This window comes from Pelomonas sp. KK5 (assembly GCF_001984095.1).
In the GTDB taxonomy this organism is placed as follows: domain Bacteria; phylum Pseudomonadota; class Gammaproteobacteria; order Burkholderiales; family Burkholderiaceae_C; genus KK5.
This window is the reverse complement of record NZ_LYVQ01000577.1, coordinates 1-426: the sequence shown is the minus strand read 5'-3', so window position 1 is coordinate 426 and position 426 is coordinate 1. Positions and strand designations below refer to the sequence as shown.

Annotated in this window: 1 protein-coding gene; it reads left to right on the top strand. The window is 61.7% G+C overall.

The window, feature by feature from the left end; translation table 11 throughout:
• Positions 1–57 precede the first annotated feature (57 nt).
• Positions 58–354: a hypothetical protein gene (locus tag B0W88_RS32320; RefSeq protein WP_077038462.1), complete on the top strand. Its 297-nt coding sequence runs from the start codon at positions 58–60 to the stop codon at positions 352–354.
• The last annotated feature ends 72 nt before the right edge of the window (positions 355–426 follow it).

Below are 426 nucleotides of genomic sequence, written 5' to 3'. Positions count from 1 at the left end.
CCCGCAGTTCCAGCCGACGCCTAACGGCGCGGCTGAACGCAATCGTTAGGCCAGTCCATGCTGAGCGACCTTTCTCTTGAACAGCAGGAACTTGCCGGGTACATGTCCGAACTTTCGGAGGACGCCTACTGCGCTGGTTGGATAGACAGGCTTGAGTTTTCGCTTTGGCAGGCCCTGTCGGACGGGCCACGCAAGTTTGGGCAACTCGACTTGGCGACCGAGCACCTGGCGCGGCTGGCCGAGCTGAGCGAGGCCAGCGGCGGCTGGATCTACTACAACGGGGAGAACGACGAGTCGTTCGCCTCTTTCTCTGAGTGGCAGCGCCTCGTGGCAAATACTGGAGGGCTCGAATGAGCATTCAGCGCTGCCTGAGAATGCAGCCTAACCCGCAGTTCCAGCCGACGCCTAACGGCGCGGCTGAACGCA